This window comes from Bacillus sp. FSL K6-2865, from assembly GCF_040311405.1.
GTDB lineage: Bacteria > Bacillota > Bacilli > Bacillales > Bacillaceae > Bacillus > Bacillus velezensis.
This window is the reverse complement of record NZ_CP152036.1, coordinates 133,395-156,166: the sequence shown is the minus strand read 5'-3', so window position 1 is coordinate 156,166 and position 22,772 is coordinate 133,395. Positions and strand designations below refer to the sequence as shown.

General features: G+C 44.0%; 39 protein-coding genes and 1 pseudogene. All 40 read right to left on the bottom strand.

The annotated features are described in order from the left end of the window. Window positions 1-10: 10 nt before the first annotated feature. Window positions 11-778 carry a class I SAM-dependent methyltransferase gene (locus NYE42_RS00910; protein ID WP_007410414.1) on the bottom strand — a complete coding sequence of 256 codons (768 nt, stop codon included), beginning with the start codon at window positions 776-778 and terminating at the stop codon, window positions 11-13. A gap of 137 nt (window positions 779-915) precedes the next feature. Continuing rightward, window positions 916-1,308, bottom strand: a complete 393-nt coding sequence (rpsI, locus tag NYE42_RS00905) for a 30S ribosomal protein S9 (protein ID WP_003225846.1) — start codon at window positions 1,306-1,308, stop codon at window positions 916-918. Window positions 1,309-1,328: 20 nt separating this feature from the next. After that, window positions 1,329-1,766: a 50S ribosomal protein L13 gene (gene rplM / locus NYE42_RS00900; protein ID WP_003225844.1), complete on the bottom strand. Its 438-nt coding sequence runs from the start codon at window positions 1,764-1,766 to the stop codon at window positions 1,329-1,331. A gap of 159 nt (window positions 1,767-1,925) precedes the next feature. Continuing rightward, window positions 1,926-2,669: a tRNA pseudouridine(38-40) synthase TruA gene (gene truA, locus NYE42_RS00895; protein WP_015416678.1), complete on the bottom strand. Its 744-nt coding sequence runs from the start codon at window positions 2,667-2,669 to the stop codon at window positions 1,926-1,928. Between the two features lie 12 nt (window positions 2,670-2,681). After that, window positions 2,682-3,479, bottom strand: a complete 798-nt coding sequence (locus tag NYE42_RS00890; RefSeq protein WP_039252959.1) for an energy-coupling factor transporter transmembrane protein EcfT — start codon at window positions 3,477-3,479, stop codon at window positions 2,682-2,684. Further along, the gene (locus tag NYE42_RS00885; protein ID WP_352426695.1) at window positions 3,476-4,345 is read right to left on the bottom strand and encodes an energy-coupling factor ABC transporter ATP-binding protein; all 870 of its coding nucleotides are present in this window, start codon (window positions 4,343-4,345) and stop codon (window positions 3,476-3,478) included. Before NYE42_RS00885 ends, NYE42_RS00890 begins: the two co-directional genes overlap by 4 nt. Further along, entirely contained in the window at window positions 4,321-5,166 is an 846-nt protein-coding gene (locus NYE42_RS00880; protein WP_007615256.1) for an energy-coupling factor ABC transporter ATP-binding protein, read from the bottom strand. Before NYE42_RS00880 ends, NYE42_RS00885 begins: the two co-directional genes overlap by 25 nt. A gap of 131 nt (window positions 5,167-5,297) precedes the next feature. Continuing rightward, window positions 5,298-5,660: a 50S ribosomal protein L17 gene (rplQ, locus tag NYE42_RS00875; RefSeq protein ID WP_003156550.1), complete on the bottom strand. Its 363-nt coding sequence runs from the start codon at window positions 5,658-5,660 to the stop codon at window positions 5,298-5,300. 77 nt (window positions 5,661-5,737) lie between these two features. Further along, complete coding sequence (locus tag NYE42_RS00870; RefSeq protein ID WP_003156549.1) at window positions 5,738-6,682, bottom strand: DNA-directed RNA polymerase subunit alpha; 945 nt, start codon at window positions 6,680-6,682, stop codon at window positions 5,738-5,740. A 176-nt stretch (window positions 6,683-6,858) separates the two neighbouring features. Next, the gene (rpsK, locus tag NYE42_RS00865) at window positions 6,859-7,254 is read right to left on the bottom strand and encodes a 30S ribosomal protein S11 (RefSeq protein ID WP_007410409.1); all 396 of its coding nucleotides are present in this window, start codon (window positions 7,252-7,254) and stop codon (window positions 6,859-6,861) included. 20 nt (window positions 7,255-7,274) lie between these two features. Further along, window positions 7,275-7,640 (bottom strand): 30S ribosomal protein S13, encoded by a 366-nt coding sequence (gene rpsM, locus NYE42_RS00860; RefSeq protein ID WP_003156545.1) that lies wholly within the window; start codon window positions 7,638-7,640, stop codon window positions 7,275-7,277. A gap of 22 nt (window positions 7,641-7,662) precedes the next feature. Next, window positions 7,663-7,776 (bottom strand): 50S ribosomal protein L36, encoded by a 114-nt coding sequence (gene rpmJ, locus NYE42_RS00855; protein ID WP_003156543.1) that lies wholly within the window; start codon window positions 7,774-7,776, stop codon window positions 7,663-7,665. 33 nt (window positions 7,777-7,809) lie between these two features. Continuing rightward, window positions 7,810-8,028: a translation initiation factor IF-1 gene (infA, locus tag NYE42_RS00850; RefSeq protein ID WP_003156508.1), complete on the bottom strand. Its 219-nt coding sequence runs from the start codon at window positions 8,026-8,028 to the stop codon at window positions 7,810-7,812. Further along, window positions 8,006-8,288 (bottom strand): annotated as a pseudogene (locus NYE42_RS00845) (RNA-binding protein). The gene infA and the pseudogene NYE42_RS00845 overlap by 23 nt, the downstream one beginning before the upstream one ends. 64 nt (window positions 8,289-8,352) lie before the next feature. Beyond that, window positions 8,353-9,099: a type I methionyl aminopeptidase gene (gene map / locus NYE42_RS00840; protein ID WP_007410408.1), complete on the bottom strand. Its 747-nt coding sequence runs from the start codon at window positions 9,097-9,099 to the stop codon at window positions 8,353-8,355. Continuing rightward, window positions 9,096-9,749 carry an adenylate kinase gene (locus NYE42_RS00835; RefSeq protein WP_007410407.1) on the bottom strand — a complete coding sequence of 218 codons (654 nt, stop codon included), beginning with the start codon at window positions 9,747-9,749 and terminating at the stop codon, window positions 9,096-9,098. Before NYE42_RS00835 ends, map begins: the two co-directional genes overlap by 4 nt. Window positions 9,750-9,800: 51 nt before the next feature. Further along, window positions 9,801-11,096 (bottom strand): preprotein translocase subunit SecY, encoded by a 1,296-nt coding sequence (secY, locus tag NYE42_RS00830; protein WP_007410406.1) that lies wholly within the window; start codon window positions 11,094-11,096, stop codon window positions 9,801-9,803. 1 nt (window position 11,097) lies between these two features. Beyond that, window positions 11,098-11,538 carry a 50S ribosomal protein L15 gene (gene rplO / locus NYE42_RS00825; RefSeq protein WP_007410405.1) on the bottom strand — a complete coding sequence of 147 codons (441 nt, stop codon included), beginning with the start codon at window positions 11,536-11,538 and terminating at the stop codon, window positions 11,098-11,100. 30 nt (window positions 11,539-11,568) lie between these two features. Continuing rightward, window positions 11,569-11,748, bottom strand: coding sequence for a 50S ribosomal protein L30 (rpmD, locus tag NYE42_RS00820; protein WP_003156497.1), 180 nt, complete (start codon window positions 11,746-11,748; stop codon window positions 11,569-11,571). Between the two features lie 13 nt (window positions 11,749-11,761). Then, the gene (rpsE, locus tag NYE42_RS00815; protein WP_003156493.1) at window positions 11,762-12,262 is read right to left on the bottom strand and encodes a 30S ribosomal protein S5; all 501 of its coding nucleotides are present in this window, start codon (window positions 12,260-12,262) and stop codon (window positions 11,762-11,764) included. A 24-nt stretch (window positions 12,263-12,286) separates the two neighbouring features. Then, a complete protein-coding gene (rplR, locus tag NYE42_RS00810; RefSeq protein WP_003156492.1) occupies window positions 12,287-12,649 on the bottom strand; it encodes a 50S ribosomal protein L18 in 363 nt (120 codons plus the stop codon). 34 nt (window positions 12,650-12,683) lie between these two features. Further along, window positions 12,684-13,223 (bottom strand): 50S ribosomal protein L6, encoded by a 540-nt coding sequence (rplF, locus tag NYE42_RS00805; protein ID WP_003156490.1) that lies wholly within the window; start codon window positions 13,221-13,223, stop codon window positions 12,684-12,686. Window positions 13,224-13,253: 30 nt separating this feature from the next. Beyond that, window positions 13,254-13,652 (bottom strand): 30S ribosomal protein S8, encoded by a 399-nt coding sequence (gene rpsH / locus NYE42_RS00800; protein WP_003156489.1) that lies wholly within the window; start codon window positions 13,650-13,652, stop codon window positions 13,254-13,256. A gap of 31 nt (window positions 13,653-13,683) precedes the next feature. Beyond that, on the bottom strand, window positions 13,684-13,869 hold the full coding sequence (gene rpsN, locus NYE42_RS00795) for a 30S ribosomal protein S14 (protein WP_003156488.1): 186 nt from the start codon (window positions 13,867-13,869) through the stop codon (window positions 13,684-13,686). Window positions 13,870-13,891: 22 nt separating this feature from the next. Beyond that, window positions 13,892-14,431, bottom strand: coding sequence for a 50S ribosomal protein L5 (gene rplE, locus NYE42_RS00790; protein WP_003156487.1), 540 nt, complete (start codon window positions 14,429-14,431; stop codon window positions 13,892-13,894). 26 nt (window positions 14,432-14,457) lie between these two features. Then, window positions 14,458-14,769 (bottom strand): 50S ribosomal protein L24, encoded by a 312-nt coding sequence (gene rplX, locus NYE42_RS00785; RefSeq protein WP_003156486.1) that lies wholly within the window; start codon window positions 14,767-14,769, stop codon window positions 14,458-14,460. Between the two features lie 36 nt (window positions 14,770-14,805). Then, window positions 14,806-15,174, bottom strand: a complete 369-nt coding sequence (rplN, locus tag NYE42_RS00780) for a 50S ribosomal protein L14 (RefSeq protein WP_007410404.1) — start codon at window positions 15,172-15,174, stop codon at window positions 14,806-14,808. Between the two features lie 40 nt (window positions 15,175-15,214). Continuing rightward, window positions 15,215-15,478 (bottom strand): 30S ribosomal protein S17, encoded by a 264-nt coding sequence (gene rpsQ / locus NYE42_RS00775; protein ID WP_003156484.1) that lies wholly within the window; start codon window positions 15,476-15,478, stop codon window positions 15,215-15,217. Between the two features lie 22 nt (window positions 15,479-15,500). Continuing rightward, a complete protein-coding gene (gene rpmC / locus NYE42_RS00770) occupies window positions 15,501-15,701 on the bottom strand; it encodes a 50S ribosomal protein L29 (protein WP_003156482.1) in 201 nt (66 codons plus the stop codon). Further along, window positions 15,691-16,125, bottom strand: coding sequence for a 50S ribosomal protein L16 (rplP, locus tag NYE42_RS00765; RefSeq protein WP_003156478.1), 435 nt, complete (start codon window positions 16,123-16,125; stop codon window positions 15,691-15,693). The genes rpmC and rplP overlap by 11 nt, the downstream gene beginning before the upstream one ends. Window position 16,126: 1 nt before the next feature. Then, window positions 16,127-16,783 carry a 30S ribosomal protein S3 gene (gene rpsC, locus NYE42_RS00760; protein ID WP_003156476.1) on the bottom strand — a complete coding sequence of 219 codons (657 nt, stop codon included), beginning with the start codon at window positions 16,781-16,783 and terminating at the stop codon, window positions 16,127-16,129. Window positions 16,784-16,786: 3 nt separating this feature from the next. Further along, complete coding sequence (rplV, locus tag NYE42_RS00755; protein ID WP_003156475.1) at window positions 16,787-17,128, bottom strand: 50S ribosomal protein L22; 342 nt, start codon at window positions 17,126-17,128, stop codon at window positions 16,787-16,789. A 16-nt stretch (window positions 17,129-17,144) separates the two neighbouring features. Next, window positions 17,145-17,423, bottom strand: a complete 279-nt coding sequence (gene rpsS / locus NYE42_RS00750) for a 30S ribosomal protein S19 (RefSeq protein WP_003156472.1) — start codon at window positions 17,421-17,423, stop codon at window positions 17,145-17,147. 57 nt (window positions 17,424-17,480) lie between these two features. Next, complete coding sequence (rplB, locus tag NYE42_RS00745) at window positions 17,481-18,314, bottom strand: 50S ribosomal protein L2 (RefSeq protein WP_003156470.1); 834 nt, start codon at window positions 18,312-18,314, stop codon at window positions 17,481-17,483. 31 nt (window positions 18,315-18,345) lie between these two features. Continuing rightward, on the bottom strand, window positions 18,346-18,633 hold the full coding sequence (gene rplW / locus NYE42_RS00740) for a 50S ribosomal protein L23 (RefSeq protein ID WP_003156467.1): 288 nt from the start codon (window positions 18,631-18,633) through the stop codon (window positions 18,346-18,348). Continuing rightward, window positions 18,633-19,256, bottom strand: a complete 624-nt coding sequence (gene rplD / locus NYE42_RS00735) for a 50S ribosomal protein L4 (RefSeq protein ID WP_007615239.1) — start codon at window positions 19,254-19,256, stop codon at window positions 18,633-18,635. The genes rplW and rplD overlap by 1 nt, the downstream gene beginning before the upstream one ends. A gap of 27 nt (window positions 19,257-19,283) precedes the next feature. Further along, window positions 19,284-19,913 (bottom strand): 50S ribosomal protein L3, encoded by a 630-nt coding sequence (gene rplC / locus NYE42_RS00730; protein WP_007410402.1) that lies wholly within the window; start codon window positions 19,911-19,913, stop codon window positions 19,284-19,286. A 39-nt stretch (window positions 19,914-19,952) separates the two neighbouring features. Further along, window positions 19,953-20,261 (bottom strand): 30S ribosomal protein S10, encoded by a 309-nt coding sequence (gene rpsJ / locus NYE42_RS00725; RefSeq protein WP_003156464.1) that lies wholly within the window; start codon window positions 20,259-20,261, stop codon window positions 19,953-19,955. Between the two features lie 248 nt (window positions 20,262-20,509). Beyond that, window positions 20,510-21,475: an alpha/beta hydrolase gene (locus tag NYE42_RS00720; protein ID WP_007410401.1), complete on the bottom strand. Its 966-nt coding sequence runs from the start codon at window positions 21,473-21,475 to the stop codon at window positions 20,510-20,512. A gap of 103 nt (window positions 21,476-21,578) precedes the next feature. Next, on the bottom strand, window positions 21,579-22,769 hold the full coding sequence (gene tuf, locus NYE42_RS00715) for an elongation factor Tu (RefSeq protein WP_007410400.1): 1,191 nt from the start codon (window positions 22,767-22,769) through the stop codon (window positions 21,579-21,581). Window positions 22,770-22,772 lie beyond the last annotated feature (3 nt).

The window sequence follows — 22,772 nt, the reverse complement described above, 5'->3', positions numbered from 1 at the left end:
GATGCCGTTTTTATATTTTAATGCTTCTTGTTACGGAGTATGTATTAATGTATTCATCCAGCACGAGGCCGCCTTTGTCTTCGTAAAAACCGGCAACCATGAAGCCTGCGTCAATCTGACCTTTAATTTGATCCTCCAGCGTATGGCCGAATTCAAGCGCTTCATGATTATCAATAAGTTCCTTTACCTTTTTCTTACTCAGATCCTTTTCATCCGAAAACGGAATGGAATACTTTACTTTCAGTACGCCTTCCTGCTCTAAATCCATATCAAATAAGAACACGACGGGATTTACAAAACCGGAGACTAAAGACCCGCCTTTTTTCAATACGCGATGAGCTTCTTTCCATACCGGAAGAACCGTATCAACAAAGCAATTCGATACCGGGTGCACGATAAAATCAAATGACTCATCATCAAAACAGCTCAGATCATTCATGCTGCCTTTGACAGTGCGAAGCGTAAGATCGTCCCGCTCGGCAACCATTCTGTCTTGCGCAAGCTGTTTTTCCGAATTGTCAAAGATGGTCACGTCCGCTCCTGCAGCAGCAAGGACCGGCCCTTGCTGTCCTCCTCCTGAAGCGAGACAAAGAACCTTCAGACCGTCTATGGGCGGAAACCAATCCGCCGGCACATCTTTTCCGGGGGTCATTCTGATGCTCCAATTGCCTTTTTTCGCTTCACCAATCGTATGAGAATCAACCGCAACCGTCCATTCATTGCCTGTTTCGACTTTTTTATCCCATGCCTTGCTGTTATGTATGACTAACTTATTCATTATAACTGCGCTCCTTATTGGTAATGAATAGAGTATAACAAACAATTCTAGAAAAACATCGGATAACCTCTTGAATATGAGAAAAAAATACAAAAAAACCACAACCAAGAAGTTGTGGTTTTTGCCATCCAAAACGATTAACGTTTTGAGAACTGAGGTGCACGACGAGCGCCTTTAAGACCGTATTTTTTACGTTCTTTCATACGAGCGTCACGAGTGAGAAGACCAGCACGTTTAAGTGTTGCACGGTATTCTGGATCTGCTTCAAGCAAAGCACGAGCGATACCATGACGGATTGCTCCAGCTTGACCAGATAAGCCGCCTCCATGTACGTTTACTAAAACATCATAAGTACCAGCTGTTTCAGTTAAAGTTAATGGTTGTTTGATATCTTCGATTAGAGCTGGAGATGGAATGTGCTCGCTGATTTCACGATTATTAACGACGATACGACCTTCACCTGGAACTAAGCGCACACGCGCTACAGAACTTTTACGACGGCCAGTACCGTAATATTGAACCTGTGCCAAATTGGTAACCTCCTTTTTAATTAACCGCGAAGTTCGTAAACTTCAGGTTTTTGTGCTTCATGTGGATGCTCAGAACCACGGTATACGTTCAATTTCTTGAACATTTGACGACCTAGAGAACCTTTTGGAAGCATGCCTTTGATAGCAAGCTCAAGCATTTTCTCAGGGTAGTTTGTACGCATTTCAAGAGCAGTTCTTGATTTTAATCCGCCTGGATGTTGAGTGTGACGGTAGTAGATTTTGTCAGTTAACTTTTTACCAGTTAACTCGATTTTTTCAGCGTTGATGATGATCACATGATCTCCAGTATCAACGTGCGGTGTGTAAGTCGGTTTGTGTTTCCCGCGAAGGATAGATGCAACTTCTGTAGAAAGACGTCCTAAAGTCTTGCCTGCTGCATCAACAACTAACCACTTGCGTTCAATAGTACTTGCGTTAGCCATAGGTGTTGTACGCATTGAATTTCCCTCCTAAATAATCTGTCATTTTCAATAATCTTCGATTACGTTCTATTTCACAACACAATAAGTTCCGGGGCTTATCGTGGGGTTGAAATACATACCATATGATATCTTATAACTTTATGCAGACTCTGTCAAGAAAATGTTACACCTGGTTTAGTTGTCATAGCAAACGCTCCATAAATACAGCCCGTGCCCCGGTGCGGTGCGCCCCGCGGCTTCGCGATCCTTCGCTTCGAGCATTGCTTTTACATCATCGGGAGAAAATTTTCCAGCTCCTGTATCCAATAACGTTCCGGCAATGATTCTGACCATATTATAGAGAAAACCGTTTCCGGTGATCCGCATCTGCAGGCCGTCTCCGGTCTCAGTCCAATCCAGCTCGTAAATCGTTCTGACTTTATCCTGAACCGCGGTATCAGCCGCGCAAAAGCTTGTGAAATCATGTGTCCCGACGAGGTGCCTTGAAGCTTCCCTCATTTTCTGCACATTAAGCGGATATGCAAAATGGTAAGCGTAATGTCGTTTAAATACGTCCGGGTGTTTCTCCGTATATACAAAGTAGCGATATTCCTTTTGGACCGCGCTAAATCGTGCATGGAACCCATCATCCGCAATCTCTGCTGTTTTGACGGCAATATCATCAGGCAGCAGGGCATTGAGCGCAAACGGCCATTTCTCAGCCGGGATGGACAGCGGTGTATCAAAATGAATGACCTGCCCGGCAGCATGAACATCGCTGTCCGTGCGGCCGGATGAGTACACAGGCACTCTGCCGTCCGTTTTATGGATGACGGCCAGCGCTTTTTCCAATTCACTTTGAACGGTCCGTTTTCCAGGCTGAACCTGATATCCGTTAAATAAATGCCCGTCATAAGCAATGGTACATTTCACTCTCATTCAGCAGCACCTCTAACTTCTTAAGAAAAACAATAACACGGCTAATACGATGATGAGCAGAATAGCTCCGGTATCCTTTCCGGTCCAGACGAGCTTTCTGTATTTCGTTCTCCCCTCACCGCCCCGGTAGCCTCTCGCCTCCATGGCGACCGCGAGCTCTTCCGCGCGTTTAAAGGCGCTGACAAACAGCGGGACAAGCAGCGGAACAACCGCTTTGATTCTGTCTTTCACCGGGCCGCTTGTAAAGTCCGCACCCCTCGCCATTTGCGCCTTCATGATTTTATCTGTCTCTTCCATCAATGTCGGGATAAATCGCAATGATATCGACATCATCAATGCGAGTTCGTGTACGGGCAGCTTCACCTTTTTAAAAGGATTCAGGAGCTGCTCCATTCCATCCGTTATTTCAATCGGCGTTGTTGTCAGCGTCAGCAGCGTCGTCATAAAGATAAGGTAAACGAAACGGAGGGAGATAAAAATCCCCTGTATAAGTCCGCCCTCATACACTTTAAACCAGCCAAGCTGAAAAATGACAGATCCTTCATGCGTCATGAAAATGTGTAATAAAAAGGTAAACGCCACAATCCAGATAATCGGCTTAAGCCCCTTCAGCAAAAAGCTGAACGGCACGCGAGTCAAGGCGATCACCCCGAATGTAAACAAACCGAGCAAAGCGTACGTCTGTACGTTGTTTGCCAAAAAAACGATACATACAAAAAGAAAGATGCTGACAAGTTTTGTTCGCGGGTCCAATCGGTGAATAAGCGATGATCCGGGAACATACTTTCCGATAATCATGCTGTCCATCATTGGTCCTTTTCCTCCTGAAAGAAAGCCTTGATTTCACTGGCGGCATCCTGCAGGGTCAGCATGGGTTTTTCATACTTGACTCCGAGAGCCTCCTCAAGCCGTCTCTGAAACTTCACCGATTCAGGAAGATCCAGGCCCATTTCGGACATCTCTTCACCTTTTACAAACAAGTCACGCGGACTCCCCGTCGACTTAATGGTTCCTTTGTGCATGACGATCATTTCGTCGGCATAACGGGCGGCGTCCTCCATGCTGTGGGTGACGAGAACGGTAGTCAGGTTTCCCCGCTGATGAAGCGCATAGAACATGTCCATAATGTCCTGGCGCCCTCTCGGATCAAGACCGGCCGTCGGTTCATCCAAAACCAGCACTTCCGGCTCCATCGCGAGAACGCCGGCAATCGCCACTCTGCGCATCTGGCCGCCGCTGAGCTCAAATGGTGAACGATCCAAAATGTCTTCCGGAAGGCCCACAAGCCCCAGCATTTCTTTTGCTTTCCGTTCAGCGTCTTCTTTTTTTACACCGAAATTCATCGGTCCGAATGCGATGTCCTTCAGCACAGTCTCTTCAAACAGCTGATGTTCGGGAAATTGGAAAACGATTCCGACTTTTTTTCGCAAAGTCTTAAGGTCTTTATTCTTTTTACTGGCTGCCAGAATCGTGCTCCCGAGTTCAAGCTGTCCTTTAGTCGGTTTCAGCAAACCGTTTAAATGCTGCAGGAGCGTCGATTTGCCCGACCCTGTATGCCCGATGACGGCAACGTAGCTGCCCTCTTTTATCACGGCATTGATATCATACAGAGCCAGCCGTTCAAACGGTGTCTTCATTTGATAGCGGTGTTCTACATCTTTGATTTTAATGTCCACAGCTCATTCACCAGCCCTTCCTGAGTCAGATGGTTTTTCGTTAACGCCAGTCCGCTTTCTTTCAAAAGCAGGCTGAGCTGGAATGAGAAAGGCAAATCAAGACCGATGCGAACCAAGTCTTCGTTTAATTTAAAAATCTCTTCAGGCGTGCCCTCTGCATATTTCCTGCCGCCGTTCATCACAATGATCCTGTCCGCCCTTGCGGCTTCTTCCAGGTCATGTGTTATCGAAATGACAGTGGCCATGCCCTGATCTTTTAAGCGTCTGACAGTATCAAGGACTTCTTCTCTCCCAATCGGGTCAAGCATGGATGTCGCTTCATCCAAAATCATAATATCAGGACGCGCGGCAATAATTCCCGCGATCGCCACTCTTTGTTTTTGACCTCCGGAGAGATGGTGCGGCTCTTGATCAAGAAAATCCTGCATATTGACTTGTGTGACAGCCCAATCTACTCTCTCAATCATTTCTTCGCGCGGAACACCATTGTTTTCTAAACCAAAAGCCACATCATCGCGAACAGTCGTTCCGACAAATTGGTTATCGGGATTCTGAAAGACCATCCCTATTTTTTTTCGCACATCCCACACGGTATCCTCAGTCAGTTTGATGCCGCCGACTTCAATTTCTCCGGCCTCGGGCAAAATCAGTCCGTTCAGCGCTCTGGCCAAAGTCGACTTCCCTGAACCGTTGTGACCTACGATAGCAAGCCATTCTCCTTCGTATACCTCCAGACTCACACCGTCCAGCGCCGGTCTTTCTGCATCTTTGCGGTATCGGAATAGGATGTCTTTTACGGATATAAGCTGTTTTTGATCCACGGGCGCCTGACCTCCTCTCAGCTATAGCTCTGCTTTTCTGTCTCATGATAAAAAGTTCTGATATCTAAAAAAAGGGCATAGATCCAGTTAGAAACTGTCCCGCCCTTCTTTAGATACACAAAAATATGTGATTAAACCAATTCGATGATTGCCATTGGTGCACCGTCACCACGGCGAGGACCAAGCTTCATAATACGTGTGTATCCGCCTTGGCGCTCCTCGTAACGAGTTGCAATGTCAGAGAATAATTTTTGAAGTGCATCTTGGTTATTTTCTTCATTAGCAACCTCGTTGCGAATGTATGCAGCAGCTTGACGACGAGCATGCAAGTCACCGCGCTTACCAAGAGTGATCATCTTTTCAACAACAGAGCGAAGTTCTTTCGCACGTGTTTCAGTTGTTTCAATTCTTTCGTTGATGATCAAATCTGTTGTAAGATCACGAAGCATAGCTTTACGCTGTGAACTCGTACGTCCTAGTTTTCTGTATGACATGTGATGTCCCCTCCTTTAATGGAATGCTGTTTCTAATTAAAAAACACACGAAAATCCTAGTTCACATGGAAACTAGATCAATCGTCTTTGCGAAGGCCGAGTCCAAGTTCTTCAAGTTTCGCTTTCACTTCTTCAAGTGATTTGCGTCCCAGGTTGCGAACTTTCATCATATCTTCTTCCGTCTTGTTCGCAAGTTCTTGAACCGTGTTAATGCCCGCACGCTTCAAGCAGTTGTAAGAACGGACAGAAAGATCAAGTTCCTCAATCGTCATTTCAAGAACTTTTTCTTTTTGATCCTCTTCTTTTTCAACCATGATTTCAGCATGCTGAGCTTCGTCAGTTAAACCGACGAATATATTAAGGTGTTCAGTTAAAATCTTTGAACCGAGAGCAATTGCTTCCTTCGGTCCAGTGCTTCCGTCAGTCCAAACATCAAGTGTAAGTTTGTCATAGTTTGCAACCTGGCCTACACGAGTGTTTTCCACCTGATAAGATAAACGAGAAACTGGCGTAAAGATTGAATCGATCGGAATCACGCCGATTGGCTGATCGTCTCTTTTGTTCGAATCAGCAGGTGTATACCCACGTCCTCTTTGTGCAGTAAGGCGAACTCGGAAACTCGCATTCTCACCAAGAGTCGCGATATGAAGATCCGGATTAAGGATTTCAACATCGCTGTCGTGTGTAATATCAGCTGCTGTGACAGTTCCTTCGCCCTGTACATCAATTTCAAGCGTCTTCTCTTCATCAGAGTAGATTTTCAATGCAAGCTTTTTAATGTGCAAGATTATCGTTGTAACATCTTCCACAACGCCTTCGATTGTCGAGAATTCGTGCAGTACACCATCTATCTGGATCGATGTTACAGCGGCACCAGGGAGTGAGGATAAGAGGATACGACGTAAGGAGTTACCCAGAGTTGTACCATATCCACGCTCAAGCGGCTCTACGACAAACTTACCAAATTTGGCATCGTCGCTGATTTCAACCGTTTCGATTTTTGGTTTTTCAATCTCGATCATTACTTAAAACCCTCCTTCAAAACGTCGAAACCTCGAATAGAATCATATGAGATTCCATCCGAAATTCCCCATTGTTTAGTCCCGTATGTGCTCAGGCAACGAGTCGGTGCATTCGTTTCATAAATAACTGTATCATAACCCATTATTGACAGGGACACAAAATCTATACAAACAAATTACACGCGGCGACGTTTTGGTGGACGGCATCCATTATGAGGAACAGGAGTTACGTCTCTGATAGCTGTAACTTCAAGTCCGGCAGCTTGTAAAGCACGGATTGCAGCTTCACGGCCAGAACCTGGTCCTTTAACAGTTACTTCAAGAGTTTTAAGTCCGTGTTCGATTGAACCTTTAGCAGCTGTTTCAGCAGCCATTTGCGCAGCAAAAGGAGTAGATTTACGAGAACCTCTGAATCCTAGAGCTCCGGCACTTGACCAAGAAAGAGCATTACCATGAGTATCAGTGATCGTAACGATCGTGTTGTTGAAAGTTGAACGAATATGAGCGATTCCTGACTCAATATTCTTTTTCACGCGACGTTTACGCGTGTTTTGTTTACGAGCAGCAGCCATTGTTTAGGTACCTCCCTTACTTATTTTTTCTTGTTAGCTACAGTACGACGCGGACCTTTACGAGTACGCGCATTGTTTTTAGAGTTTTGTCCGCGAACAGGCAAACCTCTGCGATGGCGGATTCCGCGGTAGCTTCCGATTTCGATCAGACGCTTGATGTTAAGAGAAACTTCACGGCGAAGGTCACCTTCTACTTTCAGTTTGTCAATAACATCACGGATTTTACCAAGTTCTTCTTCAGTAAGATCACGCACACGAGTATCTTCAGAAACACCAGCCTCTTTCAAGACTTGCTGAGCCGTTGTGCGGCCAATTCCGAAGACATATGTTAAAGAAATAACAACACGTTTGTCACGTGGGATATCTACACCAGCAATACGAGCCATTCTCTGGGCACCTCCTTATTAATTATCCTTGTTTTTGTTTATGCTTTGGATTTTCACAGATCACCATTACTTTTCCTTTTCTGCGAATAACTTTACATTTCTCGCAGATTGGTTTAACTGATGGTCTCACTTTCATGTGTTTCCAACCTCCTTCAGTTTCCGGAGTGCTTTATTTGTAACGGTACGTAATCCTGCCACGAGTTAAGTCATATGGAGATAATTCTACCGTAACTTTGTCTCCAGGTAAAATGCGAATGAAGTGCATGCGGATTTTACCAGATACGTGAGCCAAAACCGTATGGCCATTTTCGAGTTCAACTTTGAACATCGCGTTTGGCAGTGTTTCGACAATCGTACCTTCCACTTCAATTACATCGTCTTTCGCCATTCAAGTGTTCTCCCTTCTTCAAATCAGTAACTTGCTCTCTGACAAATTTCAAAAGAGAAAATCTCAGTTATCCGTTTGTCACACGCCCTGTTTCGTTTATACTGTTCTGAACTTCCGGAGATACGCAATCATAAAGGGTGAATGATTGATATTCTTTTTCTAAGGAGAATGAAATGTACGCTTTTCTCCGTCTGCTTTAGTACACGATGATGAATCTTCATTCCGATGACAGCAGCTAGCCTGTTTTTCTTCCGACCAATTGTAAACCTACAATCTGCCCAGGTGCGGAATGAAAAACATGTGTCAAGAAATTCATTTCATCATCTAGACTTTTGTCAGTATATCAAAACCCGTTTCCGTAATCGCAATCGTATGTTCAAAATGAGCACACTTTTTCCCATCTACCGTTACAACCGTCCAGTTATCAGCCAATGTTTTCACATATCGGCTGCCAGCGTTAACCATCGGTTCTATAGCGAGAACCATACCAGGCTTCAGCCTAGGTCCTTTGTTTGGCGGACCGTAATGAGGAATTTGCGGATCCTCATGCAAGTCTTGACCAACACCATGTCCGACATACTCCCTAACAACTGAAAACTGCTCATTTTCGACATACGTTTGTATTGCGTGGGAAATATTCGACAAACGTTCACCTGGTTTTGCTTCCTTCAAGCCTTTATATAAAGACTCCTCTGTTACTTCCAGCAGTCGTTTATCATCATCACTGATGTTTCCTACCGGATATGTCCAAGCAGAGTCACCATGATAACCATTTAATTTAGCACCGATATCAATGCTGATAATGTCACCGTCACGTAAAACCCTTTTACCGGGTATTCCGTGAACGAGTTCTTCATTAACTGATACACAGATGCTCCCGCGAAACCCATTATACCCCTTAAAAGATGGGATTGCACCCTGCTTCTCAATAAAACGTTCGGCAATTTGATCCAATTCTTTTGTCGAGATTCCTGGTTTAATGTGCTTTTTCATCTCTTCATGAGTCAAAGCCACGATTCGCCCTGCTTCCCGCATGATGCCAAGCTCACGAGGGGTCTTACAGATAATCATTTGCTCAATCCTCCAAGAAGCTCTTTCACATCTTTGTACACGTCGTTAATGTCCTGCTGGCCATTGACGTTGACAAGATACCCTTTCTCAGAATAAAAATCGAGTAAAGGCTGAGTCTGCTTCATGTTGACCTCAAGCCGTTTTGAGACGGTTTCCTCATTATCATCTGCCCGTTGATAAAGGTCTCCTCCGTCTTTATCACAAACACCCGGCGTTTTCGGCGGATTGAAAACCAAATGATAGGTTGTGCCGCAAACACTGCAAATTCTGCGTCCAGTCAAACGTTCCATTAAAGAGTCTTTGTCTACTTTAATGTTAATGACATAATCAATCGGCTTGCCGTATTCCTCAAGAATGTTTTCAAGAGCTTCAGCCTGAGCGACTGTTCGCGGAAATCCGTCCAGAAGAAAACCTCTTTCACAATCATCTTTGCCTAGTCTTTCTTTGACAATGCCGATTGTGACTTCGTCCGGTACGAGCTCGCCTTTATCAATATAAGACTTTGCTTCGAGTCCGAGTGGTGTTTCTTCTTTCATAGCAGCACGGAACATATCTCCCGTTGAGATATGAGGTATCCCATAATCCTCAACAATTCGTTCTCCCTGTGTGCCTTTACCGGCTCCAGGAAGTCCCATTAAGACTAAGTTCATTCGGATTTCCCCCGTCCTCTCTTATTTAGAGGAATGGTTAAAACCAGTCCTCTAATTTTTCATAAATCCTCGGTAATTACGTTTCACTAACTGGCTCTCCAGCTGCTTCATTGTCTCCAAGGCTACCCCGACGACAATTAACAATGATGTTCCGCCAATCTGTGCACTTTGAGGCAATCCAGCGAATTGAATGAAAAAGATAGGAAGAATGGAAATCACGGCTAAGAATATAGAACCCACAAACGTAAGTCGATACAAAATGCTCGTAATTCTATCTTGAGTCATTTTCCCTGGACGAACCCCCGGGATATAGCCACCCTGTTTTTTAAGGTTATCAGCCATTTGTTCAGGGTTTACCTGCACAAAAGCATAGAAGTACGTAAAGGCGATAATTAATGCGACATAAACCGCCATGCCCACCGGATGTGTATTGTCAAAGTTGGCTTGAATCCACTTTGTCACATCGTTCTCTCCGAAAAATGACGCGATAGTACGCGGCGTAATAAGAAACGCAACCGCAAAGATTACCGGAATAACCCCTGCCGGATTCACTTTAAGCGGAAGGTGAGTTGACTGGCCTCCGCCAACAGGTGAACGACCTTGCCCTTTTGCATATTGAATCGCGATTTTGCGTACGGCCTGCTGAATGAAAATAACACCAACAATAACGGCCAATATCGCAATCACCAGTAAAGCGATTTTTACAATATGAATAAACAGCTGATCGCTGCTGCCGACAAATTGAGTCTCATAAATCTGCCCAACAGTTTTCGGAATACTAGCCACAATCCCCGCGAAGATGATGATCGAAATTCCGTTACCTACTCCATTGGAAGTAATTTGTTCTCCCAGCCACATTAAAAAAGCAGTTCCTCCAGTGAGTACTAAAGCAATAATCAGATATGTCGATATGCCGGATTTTTCAATCAGCATACCGTTTGCCAGGTTGTTAAACCCGTAAGACATACCTAATGCCTGGATAAAACCAAGCACAATCGTAAAATATCTCGTGAACTGAGCTAATTTACGGCGGCCGACTTCACCTTGCTTAGACCACTCGGTAAACTTCGGCACAACATCCATCTGAAGCAGCTGAATGATGATTGAAGCAGTGATGTAAGGCGTAATTCCCATCGCAAAAATGGAGAACTGATAAAGCGCACCGCCGCCAAATGTGTTAAGGAGATCAAAAACCCCCATCGAACTTTGTGTCTGCAACGCCTGAGCATTTACATATGGCACAGGGATAAACGCACCTATGCGAAAGACGATAAGCATGAGTAATGTAAAAATGATTTTATTCCGAATATCACTCACACGCATAAAGTTGGAGATTGTCTTAAACAAGTTAGATCACCTCAGCTGTACCGCCAGCAGCTTCAACAGCTTCTTTCGCAGAAGCAGAGAATTTATTGGCTTTTACAGTTAATTTTTTCTCTAATTTACCGTTGCCAAGAATCTTTACTCCTGCATTAAGTTTGCTAATAACACCAGTCTCAAGAAGAAGTTCAGGAGTGACTTCCGTTCCTTCCGCAAAACCGTTCAATTTGTCTACGTTCACAATAGCGTAATCCTTACGGTTGATGTTTGTAAAACCGCGTTTAGGAAGACGTTGGAATAAAGGCATTTGTCCCCCCTCGAATCCAGGGCGTACACCGCCGCCAGAACGAGCGTTTTGACCTTTGTGACCTTTACCAGCTGTTTTACCGTTACCAGAACCAATACCACGACCTACGCGATTGCGTACTTTACGTGAACCTTCTGAAGGCTTTAATTCATGAAGTTTCATTAGGACACCTCCTTAGCCTATAATTTATTTTTATTGTTCTTTAACAGAAACTAGATGAGATACTTTATTAATCATACCGCGGATCGCAGCGTTATCTTCATGAACGACAGTTTGGTTTGTTTTCTTTAAACCAAGTGTTCTTACAGTAACGCGCTGATCTTCCGGGCGACCGATTACACTGCGTTTGAGGGTAATTTCTAATTTAGCCATTAATGTTCCCTCCTTATCCTAACAGTTCTTCTACAGATTTTCCACGAAGCTTCGCAACCTCTTCAGCACGTTTAAGCTCACTTAAACCTTGAAGTGTTGCACGGATCATGTTGATCGGTGTGTTAGAACCTAAAGACTTAGAAAGGATATCAGCAACGCCAGCAAGCTCAAGTACTGCACGTACAGGGCCTCCAGCGATAACTCCAGTACCTTCAGAAGCAGGTTTCAACAAGATATTGCCTGCACCGAAACGTCCGATGATTTCGTGTGGAATCGTAGTTCCAACCATTGGTACTTCAATCAAATTCTTTTTCGCATCTTCAACAGCTTTGCGGATTGCTTCAGGTACTTCTTGTGCTTTACCAGTACCGAAACCTACGTGACCGTTTTTGTCACCGACAACGACTAGAGCTGCGAAACGGAAACGACGACCACCTTTAACAACTTTCGCTACGCGGTTAACCGTAACTAAGCGTTCTTCTAACTCTAATTTGCTTGGGTCAATACGACGCATAATCATGTGTCCCTCCTTTTTTTATTAAAATTTCAGTCCGGCTTCACGAGCTGCATCGGCCAGAGCTTTTACACGTCCATGGTATAAGTATCCGCCGCGGTCAAATACTACGTCAGAAACACCTTTCTCAGAAGCGCGTTTCGCAACGAGTTCACCGACTTTAGCAGCAGCAGCGCTGTCACCAGTGCTTTCCACGTTCAAATCTTTATCGAGAGTAGAGGCACTAGCAAGTGTAACGCCATTTACATCATCGATGATTTGAGCATAAATGTGTTTGTTTGAACGGAACACATTCAGACGAGGTCTTTCAGCTGTGCCTGAAAGTTTAGCACGAACACGGGCATGTCTTTTTTGACGAGCAGCATTTTTGCTAGTTTTCGTAATCATCCTTAGGTCACTCCTTTCTTCACTTTAAGCGGTCTTACTTAGCAGATTTACCTTCTTTACGGCGAACAACTTCACCTTCGTAGCGGATTCCTTTACCTTTGTAAGGCTCTGGAGAACGTACAGCGCGGATGTTAGCAGCGATAGCTCCTACACGCTCTTTGTCTGTACCTTTTACAACTACTTTAGTTTGAGAAGGAACTTCGATTTCGATGCCCTCTTCAGGAACGATCTCAACAGGGTGAGAGTATCCAACGTTTAAAACAAGTTTGTTTCCGGATTTAGCCGCACGATAACCGACACCGACTAATTCCAAACCTCTTTCAAATCCTTTAGATACGCCTTCAACCATGTTTCCAAGCAGACTGCGAGTCGTACCATGCAGCGCACGGTGCTCTTTGTGATCAGAAGGACGAGTAACTGTAAGCACGTTGTCCTCAATTTTGATTTCCATATCAGGATGGAAAGTACGAGTTAATTCTCCTTTTGGTCCTTTTACAGCTACAGTGTTGCCTTCGTTCAGCGTTACTGTAACTCCAGAAGGGATCTCAAGCAGTTTTTTACCTACACGAGACATACTAAAACACCTCCATTCTTGTTAAACTTCTTACCAAACGTATGCTAGAACTTCTCCACCAGCTTGTTTTGCACGGGCTTCTTTGTCCGTTAAAACACCTTGTGATGTAGAAATAATCGCGATTCCAAGACCGTTAAGTACGCGAGGTACTTCATTTGATTTAGCGTATACACGCAAACCTGGTTTGCTGATTCTTTTAAGACCAGTGATAACGCGCTCGTTGTTTTGTCCGTATTTCAAGAAAACGCGGATGATACCTTGTTTGCTGTCTTCTACGAACTCAACGTCACGAATGAAACCTTCACGCTTTAAAATGTCAGCAATTTCTCTTTTCAATTTAGAAGCAGGAATTTCAAGCTTCTCATGACGTACCATGTTTGCATTGCGAATACGAGTCAGCATATCTGCAATTGGATCTGTCATAACCATTATATAATTACCTCCTTCCCATTCTTGGGGATTACCAGCTGGCTTTTTTCACGCCAGGAATTTGTCCTTTATATGCAAGCTCACGGAAACAAATACGGCAAAGTTTAAATTTACGAATGACTGAGTGCGGACGTCCGCAGCGTTCACAGCGAGTGTACTCTTGCACTTTAAACTTTGGTGTACGTTGTTGTTTCGCAATCATTGACTTTTTAGCCACGATTTCGCCTCCCTTTCATTGATTATTTCTGGAACGGCATACCTACTTGAGTTAATAGCTCACGAGCCTCTTCGTCAGAGTTAGCAGTCGTTACGATAACGATGTCCATTCCGCGAACCTTTGTTACTTTATCGTAGTCAATTTCAGGGAAGATTAACTGTTCTTTAATACCAAGAGTGTAGTTTCCGCGACCGTCGAAAGATTTCTTAGAAATCCCGCGGAAGTCACGTACACGCGGTAAAGATACAGAAATAAGTTTATCAAGGAAATCATACATGCGCTCTCCGCGAAGAGTTACTTTCGCACCGATAGGCATTCCCTCACGAAGACGGAATCCAGCAATTGATTTCTTCGCACGAGTAACGACAGGTTTTTGACCTGCGATAAACGTTAATTCTTCAACAGCACTGTCGATTGCTTTTGCGTTTTGAACAGCATCACCGACACCCATGTTGATTACGATTTTTTCGATTTTTGGCACCTGCATAACAGAGTCGTAGTTGAACTTCGTCATTAAAGCAGGTGAAATTTCTTTATTGTACTTTTCTTTAAGGCGGTTCATGAGATAGACCTCCCTTCCTTTAAATACTATTTATCTAAGACTTGCCCAGATTTTTTTGCAACACGAACTTTTTTGCCATCTTCCACTTTGTATCCTACGCGAGTCACTTCACCTGTTTTAGGATCGAGCGGCATAACGTTTGATACATGAATTGGCGCCTCTTGATTAGAAATACCGCCTTGAGGGTTTGCTTGAGTTGGTTTAGAGTGCTTCTTCACCATGTTTACGCCCTCAACTAGAACGCGGTCCTTTTTAGGGAAAGCAGCAAGGATCGTACCTTGTTTGCCTTTATCTTTACCAGAGATAACCATTACTTTATCGCCTTTTTTCACATGCATCCTGATCGCACCTCCTTGAGTAAGGCATTTATTTCATTAGATAACTTCTGGAGCCAGAGAAACAATTTTCATGAAGTTGTTTTCACGTAATTCACGGGCAACCGGTCCGAAGATACGAGTTCCACGCGGGCTCTTGTCGTCACGGATGATAACACATGCATTCTCATCGAAGCTGATGTATGATCCGTCAGTTCTGCGTGCTCCGCTTTTTGTGCGAACGATAACAGCTCTTACGACTTCACCTTTTTTGACAACGCCTCCTGGTGTTGCTTGTTTAACCGTGCAAACAATTACATCACCAATGTTAGCCGTTTTACGTCCAGAACCGCCAAGAACTTTAATAGTAAGTACCTCACGCGCACCGGAGTTGTCAGCAACTTTTAAACGAGTCTCTTGTTGAATCATTATTTGTTACCTCCCTTCGGAAAAAGAATTCCGAACTTTATTAGATAATAACAGCTTCTTCGACAACTTCTACTAGACGAAAACGCTTAGTTGCAGATAATGGACGAGTTTCCATGATCTTTACGATGTCTCCGATTTTAGCTTGGTTATTTTCATCATGTGCTTTGAATTTCTTTGAGTATTTTACGCGTTTACCGTAAATAGGATCCTTTTTGTATGTTTCAACAACAACAGTGATGGTTTTATCCATTTTGTCAGAAACAACACGGCCTTGGTAAACTTTGCGTTGGTTACGTTCGCTCATGCTCACGACCTCCCCTCAGTGATTATTTGTTGGCAGCAATTTCTCTTTCACGAATCACAGTTTTCATGCGCGCGATAGCTTTGCGCACTTCACGAATGCGAGCAGTATTTTCAAGTTGTCCTGTCGCTAATTGAAAGCGAAGATTGAAAAGTTCTTCTTTAAGAGACTTTACTTTTTGTTCAATTTCAGCAGTGGTAAGGTCACGAATTTCATTAGCTTTCATTTGATTCACCACCAATTTCTTCACGTTTTACGAACTTCGTTTTAATTGGCAATTTGTGAGATGCAAGACGAAGAGCTTCACGAGCTACCTCTTCAGACACACCAGAAATTTCAAATAAAACTTTGCCCGGTTTTACAACAGCTACCCAGCCTTCAGGAGCCCCTTTACCGGAACCCATCCGTACCTCAAGCGGTTTAGCAGTGTAAGGTTTTGAAGGGAAAATTTTAATCCAAACTTTACCGCCACGTTTCATGTAACGAGTCATCGCAATACGTGCAGCTTCGATTTGGCGGTTTGTGATCCAAGAAGCTTCAAGAGCCTGGATACCGTACTCACCAAAATGTACTTCAGTACCGCCTTTAGCGCGACCGCGCATTTTTCCGCGATGCTCTCTGCGATATTTAACGCGTTTTGGTAATAACATATTATTTTCCTCCTTCCTCAGTTTTCTTCTTAGTAGGAAGAACCTCTCCACGATAGATCCAGACTTTTACACCAAGCTTACCGTAAGTTGTGTCAGCTTCAGATGTTGCATAGTCGATGTCAGCACGTAAAGTGTGCAATGGAACAGTTCCTTCACTGTAGTATTCAGAACGAGCAATGTCAGCTCCGCCAAGACGGCCGGAAACCATTGTTTTCACACCTTGTGCTCCAGCACGCATAGTGCGTTGGATTTGTTGTTTCTGCGCACGGCGGAAAGAAATACGGTTTTCTAGTTGACGAGCGATGTTGTCAGCTACAAGCTGAGCATCAAGATCTGCTCTTTTGATTTCAAGAATGTTAATGTGTACACGCTTGCCAGTAAGGCTGTTAAGGGCTTTACGAAGTGCTTCAACTTCAGATCCGCCTTTACCGATTACCATACCAGGCTTAGCAGTGTGGATCGTAATGTTAACGCGGTTTGCTGCGCGCTCGATTTCTACTTTAGAAACAGAAGCGTCAGAAAGGCGTTTGCTAATGAATTCACGAATTTTTAAATCTTCGTGCAGGAAGTCAGCGTAATCTTTACCAGCGTACCACTTAGATTCCCAATCACGAATGACTCCGATACGAAGACCGACTGGATTTACCTTTTGACCCACTACTTATCCCTCCTTCTTTTCTGATACAACGATTGTAATGTGGCTCGTACGTTTGTTGATTTGGCTCGCACGTCCCATAGCACGCGGGCGGAATCTTTTTAACGTTGGGCCTTCGTCAACAAATGCCTGAGAAATAACCAGATTGTTAGCGTCCATCTCGTAGTTGTGCTCAGCATTTGCGATAGCAGATTTTAAAACTTTTTCGATGATCGGAGAAGCAGCTCTCGGAGTTAAGTTCAGGATAGATACTGCTTCGCCTACTTGCTTACCTCGAATCAGGTCCATTACTAGACGTGCTTTACGAGGAGCAATACGGACTGTTCTTGCAACAGCTTTAGCTTGCATTTAAAAGCCTCCTCTCTTAGCGTCTTGTTTTTTTATCGTCACTGGCGTGGCCTTTGTAAGTACGAGTCGGTGCGAATTCGCCCAACTTGTGGCCTACCATGTCTTCAGAAATGAATACAGGCACGTGTTTACGTCCGTCATATACTGCGATAGTGTGACCGATAAATTGTGGGAAAATAGTTGAACGGCGAGACCAAGTTTTTACAACTTGTTTCTTGTCCGTTTCATTTAATTTCTCGATTTTTGTCATCAAGTGTCCATCGACAAATGGTCCTTTTTTCAAGCTGCGAGCCATTTTGGAACCTCCCTTCGTGATTGCACTACGGTCCGAAATGAACCGTAGACAACCCCGTTATTTATTTTTACGACGACGTACGATAAATTTATCAGATTTGTTCTTTTTCTTACGTGTCTTGAATCCAAGAGTCGGTTTGCCCCAAGGAGACATTGGTGATTTGCGTCCGATTGGCGCGCGACCTTCACCACCACCGTGCGGGTGATCGTTAGGGTTCATTACAGAACCGCGTACTGTAGGGCGGATGCCTTTCCAGCGAGAGCGTCCTGCTTTACCAACGTTGATAAGTTCGTGCTGCTCGTTACCTACTTGACCGATAGAAGCGCGGCAAGCAGAAAGGATCATGCGAACTTCACCAGAGTTAAGACGTACAAGAACGTATTTGCCTTCTTTACCAAGAACCTGAGCAGATGTACCAGCTGAACGTACAAGCTGTCCGCCTTTACCAGGTTTTAATTCAATGTTATGCACAACTGTACCAACAGGGATGTTGATAAGCGGAAGTGCGTTACCTACTTTGATGTCAGCTTCAGGGCCGGACATGATTTCAGTACCTACTTGAATTCCTTTTGGTGCAAGAATGTAACGTTTTTCTCCGTCTACATAGTTGATTAGTGCAATGTTAGCTGAACGGTTTGGATCGTACTCAACTGTAGCAACGCGTCCAGGTATACCATCTTTATCGCGTTTGAAGTCGATAACACGGTATTGGCGTTTGTGTCCGCCACCTTGGTGACGTACAGTCAATTTACCTTGGTTGTTACGTCCGCCTTTTTTGTGAAGGGGCGCAAGCAAGGATTTTTCCGGCTGGTCAGTCGTGATTTCAGCAAAATCTGAAGTTGTCATGCCACGACGTCCGTTAGAGGTCGGTTTATACTTTTTAATCGCCATTTTGAATTTCCCTCCTTCTTTTTACAGATAATTAAGCTTCAAAAATTTCGATTTCTTTGCTGTCTGCAGTAAGTTTTACGATCGCTTTTCTGCGACGGCTAGTCATACCAGTGTAGCGGCCGACACGTTTTGATTTCCCTTTGTAGTTCATGATGTTGACTTTGTCAACTTTCACTCCAAAGATACTTTCAACTGCATCTTTCACTTCTGTTTTATTAGCTCTTACATCAACTTCAAAAGTATATTTCTTTTCAGTCATTAAATCAGCAGAACGTTCAGTAATGACGGGGCGCTTAAGAACATCACGAGGATCTTTCATTATGCAAGCACCTCCTCTACTTTTTCAACCGCAGCTTTTGTAATCAGAAGCTTCTCGTGGTTGACAACGTCTAACACGTTGATTCCGTTAGCTTGAACAACTGTAACTCCAGGGATGTTGCGTGCAGAAAGAGATACTGCTTCGTTTGCATCCGCAGTTACGATTAAAGCTTTTTTCTCAACAGATAATCCTTTAAGGATAGCTGCCATTTCTTTTGTTTTAACCGTATCAAGAGTAAGATCTTCAAGAACAATGATGTTGTTGTCGTTCACTTTAGAAGACAATACTGATTTGATTGCCAAGCGGCGAACTTTTTTAGGTAATTTGTAAGAATAGCTGCGTGGTGTTGGGCCGAATACGACACCACCTCCGCGCCATTGCGGTGAACGGATTGAACCTTGACGGGCACGACCTGTACCTTTTTGACGCCATGGTTTGCGACCTCCGCCGCGTACTTCAGAACGATTTTTTACTTTGTGAGATCCTTGACGTAAGGAAGCTCTTTGCATAAGAATAGCGTCGAATACTACGCTCTCATTTGGCTCAATTCCAAATACAGACGCGTTTAATTCGATATCACCAGCAGTAGAACCGTTTTGGTTGTATAATGCTACTTTTGGCATGATCAATTTCCTCCTTTCCTAAGAGACTTATTTAGATTTAACAGCACTTTTAACAGTGATTAAAGTTTTTCTCGCACCAGGTACGTTACCTTTAATCAAAAGAAGATTGCGCTCAGCATCTACTTTTACGATTTCAAGGTTTTGGACAGTGATTTGATCTCCGCCCATGCGTCCAGGTAATAGTTTACCTTTGAATACACGGTTAGGATCTACAGGTCCCATTGAACCAGGACGACGGTGGTAGCGTGAACCGTGAGACATAGGTCCGCGAGATTGTCCGTGGCGCTTGATTGCACCTTGGAAACCTTTACCTTTAGATACTCCTGTTACATCTACGATTTCTCCTGCAGAGAAAATTTCAACCTTGACTTCCTGACCAATTTCATACGCATCCATATCCACGCCGCGTAATTCTTTAACGAAGCGCTTAGGAGCAGTTTCCGCTTTTGCAACGTGTCCTTTTTCCGGTTTGTTTGAAAGCTTTTCACGCTTATCGTCAAAACCAAGCTGGATCGCTTCATAGCCATCATTTTCAGCTGTTTTCTTTTGAAGAACAACGTTTGGAGCTGCTTCAATAACAGTTACCGGGATAAGATCACCGTTCTCTGCGAATACTTGCGTCATACCAATTTTTCTTCCTAAGATTCCTTTGGTCATTCGTCACACCTCCTATTAAGATCATTCTATATTTTAGAATTAAAGTTTGATTTCGATATCGACACCAGATGGTAAGTCTAATCGCATGAGAGCATCAACAGTTTGTGGTGTTGGGTTCACAATGTCGATTAAACGTTTATGTGTACGCATTTCAAATTGCTCACGAGAATCTTTGTATTTGTGCACCGCACGAAGGATTGTGTAAACTGATTTTTCAGTTGGCAACGGAATCGGACCAGATACGCTGGCACCAGAACGTTTTGCCGTTTCAACAATCTTCTCTGCAGATTGATCAAGGATTCTATGATCATATGCTTTTAAACGAATACGAATTTTTTGTTTTGCCATTATTTTCCCTCCTTTTCGCCTACATCACGTTAGACAGTTCTCCGTGAGAAAAACCTGATCACCTTGCCATGGCAAAGCGGCCGGGTGTGTCAGCAACCTCTCACTTCATCGCAGTCAAAGACCAACATACACTATTATACAGAAAATAGACGCATGTTGCAAGGTTTATTTAAAGAACCTTGTGGTTTTCACACTTTGATTATTATACAGGTGATACCATGATTAATCAAGGATATGCCTGTTTTCTTTCAGAGATGGAACGATGCGAACCGGCTGACAACTTCGGCAAAGCGATCCGGTTCCTCCAAGTGAGGCGAATGGGCTGAGTTCTCAAACCAATGCCATTCTTTATACGGCGCATCAACCTTCTGATAATATTCATAAGACGTCGTCCCCGGGACCGTCAAATCGTATCTCCCTGACATAAAACAGCACGGTATTATAATAGAAGAAACTGATTCCCCGGCATCAAAGAAAATGAGATCCTCCCACAGGTGTTTCAGGCTGAACATTTGTCCCCGCGCGGCTAAGAAGCTCCCTCTCACACCGTACGGTTCACCAAACAGCATTCGCCCCCCTGCTTTAAGAGCACCGATCGGATGATGGGTAAAGCCCCCTCCCCTCATCTCGATACAAAGCAGAAACAACGTTCGCTGCAGCTGTTTCTCCCATGGAGGCGCTCCGATAAAGCTAAGCGTCTTTTCCAGCAGGAAATGTTTGCGTCGCCTGCTCCATTCCATCATCAGCCGGTAAGCTTCCGTTTCTTCCTTTTGAATATTAACCACCTGACTGATACCGATATACGCATAATACAAATCAGGTCTCTCTTGAAGAACATGAAGCGCCAGAACTGAACCCCACGAATAACCGGCGATATATATTTTTTGCCTGCTGAATTGCTTGCATAAGCGTTCGGTCAAATGAATGGTATCGGCTGTCAGCTGATCCAAGGTCATAGATGAACCCGGAATTTCCTTTGAATAAGAGAGACCCGCCCCTCTCTGATCCCAGTTCACAACGGTGAAATGCTTTTCCAGCTTATTCTGGTATTTTCTCGCATAGCCGATTTGGGGCGTGCCGGGACCGCCGTGCAAAAACAAAAGCAGCGGATTACTCCTGTCATCACCATTAATCATAATGGTTTGTTCACTGCCATTAATCAGCAATTGCTGAAGCATTGAAATACGATTGGTTTTCTTGAAGTTATCGTTCATCGCTCTGCTCCTAAAATTTGTATACGTTCTATTATACATGGAATCAGCGAGGAAACAAAAAAACGAGGCCCCATAAGGGACCCCGCATTAATGAACGAGTCGATTACTCAGTGATTGTAGAAACAACGCCTGAACCAACTGTACGTCCGCCTTCACGAATAGAGAAACGAGTTCCTTCTTCGATAGCGATTGTAGAGATAAGTTCAACGATCATTTCAGTGTTATCTCCAGGCATAACCATTTCTACGCCTTCTGGAAGATTGATGATACCAGTTACGTCAGTTGTACGGAAGTAGAACTGAGGACGGTAGTTAGAGAAGAATGGAGTATGACGTCCACCCTCTTCTTTAGAAAGAACGTAAACTTCAGCTTTGAATTTGCTGTGTGGAGTGATTGTACCTGGTTTAGCAAGTACTTGTCCACGTTGGATGTCTTCACGAGCTACACCGCGAAGAAGTGCACCGATGTTGTCTCCAGCTTCAGCGTAGTCAAGAAGCTTACGGAACATTTCAACACCTGTAACAGTTGTTTTGCTGTTTTCTTCTTGAAGACCGATGATTTCAACTTCGTCACCGACTTTAACTTGTCCGCGTTCTACACGGCCAGTAGCAACTGTACCACGACCAGTGATTGAGAATACGTCCTCAACTGGCATCATGAATGGTTTGTCAGTGTCGCGTTCTGGAGTTGGGATGTACTCGTCAACTGCAGCCATAAGTTCAAGAATTTTTTCTTCGTACTCAGCGTCACCTTCAAGAGCTTTAAGAGCAGAACCTTTAACAACTGGTACATCATCACCAGGGAAGTCGTATTCGCTAAGAAGATCGCGAACTTCCATTTCAACAAGCTCAAGAAGCTCTTCGTCGTCTACCATGTCACATTTGTTAAGGAATACTACGATGTATGGTACACCAACGTTTTTAGAAAGAAGGATGTGCTCACGAGTTTGTGGCATTGGGCCATCAGCAGCAGATACTACAAGGATAGCTCCGTCCATTTGCGCAGCACCAGTGATCATGTTTTTAACATAGTCAGCGTGTCCTGGGCAGTCAACGTGTGCATAGTGACGAGTGTCAGTTTCGTACTCAACGTGTGCAGTAGAGATTGTGATACCGCGCTCACGTTCTTCTGGAGCACCATCAATTTGATCGTACGCCATAGCTGTACCTTTACCAGATTTCTTATGAAGTACTGTTGAGATAGCAGCAGTTAATGTTGTTTTACCATGGTCAACGTGTCCAATTGTACCGATATTGGCATGTGATTTGGAACGGTCGAATTTTTCTTTAGCCATTCT